This is a genomic window from Streptomyces pseudogriseolus (genome assembly GCA_002154585.1).
In the GTDB taxonomy this organism is placed as follows: Bacteria; Actinomycetota; Actinomycetes; order Streptomycetales; family Streptomycetaceae; genus Streptomyces; species Streptomyces pseudogriseolus.
The window spans coordinates 1-4,201 of the sequence record MUNG01000239.1 but is presented as its reverse complement, the minus strand read 5'-3'; the positions used below and the strand labels follow the sequence as shown (position 1 = coordinate 4,201).

Genomic DNA, 4,201 nt, shown 5'->3' with positions numbered 1-4,201 from the left:
CGCCCGCCGACCTGCGCCACCACCTCACCACCCGGCTCGACGGCGCCGCCCGCGCCTGGCTCGACCAGGCCCTGGACGAGGCCACCGCCCACCCCGGCGCCCACGGGCCCATCTCGGTGTGGGAGTTGCGTCTCGCCGAGGCGGGCCGCCGCTGCGGACCCGAACACGCCGACGCCGCCCGCGTCCTCATCCTGCACGCGGCCACCGCCGACGCCGAGGTCCTGACCCGTGTCTACCGGCAGGGCACCGCCGACGAACGCCGCGCCGTCCTGCACGCCCTGCCCCACCTGGTGCCCGGGCCCGAGGCGCTGCCGCTCGTCGAGGACGCCCTGCGCACCAACGACACCCGGCTGGTCGCCGCCGCCCTCGGCCCCTACGGCGCCCGCCACCTCGACGACCACGCGTGGCGGCACGCCGTACTGAAGTGCCTGTTCACCGGCGTCCCCGTCGACCTGGTCGCGGACCTCGCCCGGCGCGCCCGCGGCGACGCCGAACTCGCCCGCATGCTCGGCGACTACGCCGCCGAACGCACCGCCGCCGGCCGCACCGTCCCGGAGGACCTGCACCGGGTCCTGGCCCTGGCCGAAGCCGCGCCCGGCGCGGACGGCCCGGACACCCCCCACGGCAAGGAGTCCTGATGCGCATCTTCGACCCCCACATCCACATGACCTCGCGCACCACCGACGACTACGAGGCCATGTACGCCGCGGGCGTCCGCGCCGTCGTCGAACCCTCCTTCTGGCTCGGCCAGCCCCGCACCTCCCCGGCCTCCTTCTTCGACTACTTCGACTCCCTCCTCGGCTGGGAACCCTTCCGCGCCGCCCAGTACGGCATCGCCCACCACTGCACCCTCGCCCTCAACCCCAAGGAGGCGGGCGACCCGCGCTGCACCCCCGTCCTCGACGAGCTGCCCCGCTATCTCATGAAGGACAACGTCGTCGCCGTCGGTGAGATCGGCTACGACTCCATGACCCCCGCCGAGGACACCGCGCTCGCCGCCCAGCTCCAGATGGCCGCCGACCACGGGCTGCCCGCGCTGGTGCACACCCCGCACCGCGACAAGCTCGCCGGACTGCGCCGCACCCTCGACGCGGTCCGCGAGTCCGCGCTGCCGGTGGAGCGGGTGCTGATCGACCACCTCAACGAGACCACCGTCAAGGAGGCCAAGGACAGCGGCGCCTGGCTCGGCTTCTCCGTCTATCCCGACACCAAGATGGACGAGGAGCGGATGGTCGCCATCCTGCGCGCCTACGGCCCGGAGCAGGTGCTGGTGAACTCCGCCGCGGACTGGGGGAGGAGCGACCCGCTGAAGACCCGCAGGGTCGCCGACCTGATGCTCGCCGAGGGCTTCACCGAGGACGACGTCGACCGCGTCCTGTGGCGCAACCCGGTCGCCTTCTACGGCCTCAGCGGACGCCTCGACCTCGACGTCGCCGTCACCGACGCCACCCACGAGGGCAACTCCATCCTGCGCGGGCAGCCCAGAGACGCACCGGCACCGGACATCGCCGACGCCGCGGGGGCGTGAGCCATGCGCTTCCGCCACCCCGACGGCTCCACCGTCCACCTCGCCTACTGCACCAACGTCCACCCCGCCGAGACCCTCGACGGCGTCCTGGCCCAGCTGCGCGACCACTGCGAACCCGTCCGCCGGCGCCTCGGCCGGGACCGGCTCGGCATCGGCCTGTGGCTGGCCAGGGACGCCGCCCGCGCCCTGGACACCGACCCGGCCGCCCTGCGCGGCCTGCGCTGCGAACTCGAACGGCGCGGCCTGGAGGTCGTCACCCTCAACGGCTTCCCCTACGAGGGCTTCGGCGCCGAGGAGGTCAAGTACCGCGTCTACAAGCCGGACTGGGCCGACCCCGAACGCCTGGAACACACCGCAGCCCTCGCCCGCGTGCTCACCGGACTGCTCCCCGACGACGTCACCGAGGGCAGCATCTCCACGCTGCCGCTGGCCTGGCGCACCGCCTACGACGACACGCGCGCGGAGACCGCCCGCACGGCGCTGCGCACCCTCGCCGAACGCCTCGACGCGCTCGAGGACCTCACCGGCCGCTCCGTCCGCGTCGCCCTCGAACCCGAACCGGGCTGCGTCGTCGAGACCACCGGGGACGCCATCGCCCCGCTCACCGCGGTCGGCCACGACCGCGTCGGCATCTGCGTCGACACCTGCCACCTCGCCACCTCCTTCGAAGATCCCGACACCGCCCTGGACGATCTCGCCCGGGCCGGCGTCCCCGTCGTCAAGTCGCAGCTGTCCGCCGCCCTGCACGCCGCGCAGCCGCACCTCCCCGAGGTCCGCGAAGCCCTCGCCGCCTTCGCCGAACCCCGCTTCCTGCACCAGACCCGCACGGCCACGGCCGCCGGGCTGCGCGGCACCGACGACCTCGACGAGGCCCTGGCCGGCGACGCCCTGCCCGACGCGAACCCCTGGCGCTCCCACTTCCACGTCCCGCTGCACGCGGCCCCCGCCGCGCCCCTCACCTCCACGCTCCCCGTCCTCACCTCCGTGCTGACCCGGCTCGTCGGCGGGCCGCACCCCCTCACCCGCCACCTCGAGGTGGAGACCTACACCTGGCAGGCGCTCCCGCCCGAGCTGCGCCCCCGCGGCCGCGCCCAGCTCGCCGACGGCATCGCCGCCGAACTCACCCTGGCCCGCGACCTGCTGACGGACCTCGGCCTGAAGGAACTCCCATGACCGACCCCACCCCGCTGCTCGTCCTCGACGTCGTGGGCCTCACCCCCCGTCTGCTCGACCACATGCCCCACCTCAAGACCCTCGGACAGTCCGGGTCCCGCGCCCCGCTCGGCACCGTGCTGCCCGCCGTGACCTGCGCCGCCCAGTCCACCTTCCTCACCGGCGCCATGCCCTCCGAGCACGGCATCGTCGGCAACGGCTGGTACTTCCGGGAACTCGGCGACGTCCTGCTGTGGCGGCAGCACAACGGCCTCGTCTCCGGCGACAAACTCTGGGACGCCGCCCGCCGCGCCCACCCCGGCTACACCGTCGCCAACATCTGCTGGTGGTACGCCATGGGCGCGGACACCGACATCACCGTCACCCCCCGCCCCGTCTACTACGCCGACGGCCGCAAGGAACCCGACTGCTACACCCGGCCGCCCGCCCTGCACGACGAACTCACCGAGAAGTGCGGCACGTTCCCCCTGTTCCACTTCTGGGGCCCCGGCGCCGACCTCGTCTCCAGTCAATGGATCATCGACGCCACCCGCCACATCATGAGCACCCGCCACCCCGACCTGACCCTCTGCTACCTCCCTCACCTCGACTACGACCTCCAGCGCTACGGCCCCGACGACCCGCGCTCCCTGAAGGCCGCCGCCGACCTCGACGCGGCCCTCGCCCCGCTGCTGGACTGCGCCCGCGCCGAGGGACGCACCGTCGTCGCCCTCTCCGAGTACGGCATCACCCGCGTCAACCGGCCCGTGGACATCAACCGCGCCCTGCGCCGCGCCGGCCTCCTCGAGGTGCACACCCAGGACGGCATGGAGTACCTCGACCCGATGGCCTCCCGCGCCTTCGCGGTCGCCGACCACCAGATCGCCCACGTCTACGTGCGCCGCCCGGAGGACCTCGACGCCACCCGGGAGGCACTCGACGGACTGCCCGGCATCGAGCAGCTCCTCGACGACGAGGGCAAGAAGGCCCACCACCTCGACCACCCGCGCGCCGGCGAGCTGGTCGCCGTCGCCGAACCCGACGCGTGGTTCACGTACTACTACTGGCTCGACGACGACCGCGCGCCCGACTTCGCGCAGCTCGTCGAGATCCACCGCAAACCCGGCTACGACCCGGTCGAGCTGTTCATGGACCCCCACGACCCCTACGTCAAGGTCAAGGCGGCCGGCGCGCTGGCCCGCAAGAAGCTCGGCATGCGCTACCGCATGGCGGTCGTGCCCCTGGACGCCTCACCTGTTCGCGGCAGCCACGGCCGCCTCCCCGCGAGCGACGACGACGGTCCGCTCCTCATCTGCTCCACCCCCCGCGCTGTCGGAGACCGCGTCGCGGCCACCGACGTCAAGCAACTCCTGCTCCGGCTCGCCGGACTCGGCTGACACACCACGCACGGCCGCCGAACCCGACTACCGAGAGTGAAACACACGGCACTGACAACGGCCGGTCCCGCAGCCGCCGGGACCGCCCACGACCGAGAAGGCAGGCACCCGTGACCCCGTACTC

4 protein-coding genes are annotated in these 4,201 nt (G+C 73.5%); all 4 read left to right on the top strand.

Going from position 1 to position 4,201, the window contains the following annotated elements:
• The coding region (locus tag CCN29_RS21670) for an EboA domain-containing protein (protein WP_086683844.1) at nt 1-638 on the top strand (638 nt) is incomplete at its 5' end.
• A complete protein-coding gene (locus tag CCN29_RS21665) occupies nt 638-1,528 on the top strand; it encodes a TatD family hydrolase (RefSeq protein WP_086683842.1) in 891 nt (296 codons plus the stop codon). The genes CCN29_RS21670 and CCN29_RS21665, both read left to right, overlap by 1 nt.
• A gap of 3 nt (nt 1,529-1,531) precedes the next feature.
• A complete protein-coding gene (gene eboE / locus CCN29_RS21660; RefSeq protein WP_086683839.1) occupies nt 1,532-2,701 on the top strand; it encodes a metabolite traffic protein EboE in 1,170 nt (389 codons plus the stop codon).
• Nucleotides 2,698-4,077 (top strand): alkaline phosphatase family protein, encoded by a 1,380-nt coding sequence (locus tag CCN29_RS21655; RefSeq protein ID WP_086683836.1) that lies wholly within the window; start codon nt 2,698-2,700, stop codon nt 4,075-4,077. Before eboE ends, CCN29_RS21655 begins: the two co-directional genes overlap by 4 nt.
• The last annotated feature ends 124 nt before the right edge of the window (nt 4,078-4,201 follow it).

Bases quoted from the DNA above. Each gene is read 5' to 3' on its own strand.
- eboE (WP_086683839.1), top strand. From the start codon at position 1,532: ATGCGCTTCCGCCACCCCGACGGCTCCACCGTCCACCTCGCCTACTGC.
- CCN29_RS21655 (WP_086683836.1), top strand. From the start codon at position 2,698: ATGACCGACCCCACCCCGCTGCTCGTCCTCGACGTCGTGGGCCTCACC.
- CCN29_RS21665 (WP_086683842.1), top strand. From the start codon at position 638: ATGCGCATCTTCGACCCCCACATCCACATGACCTCGCGCACCACCGAC.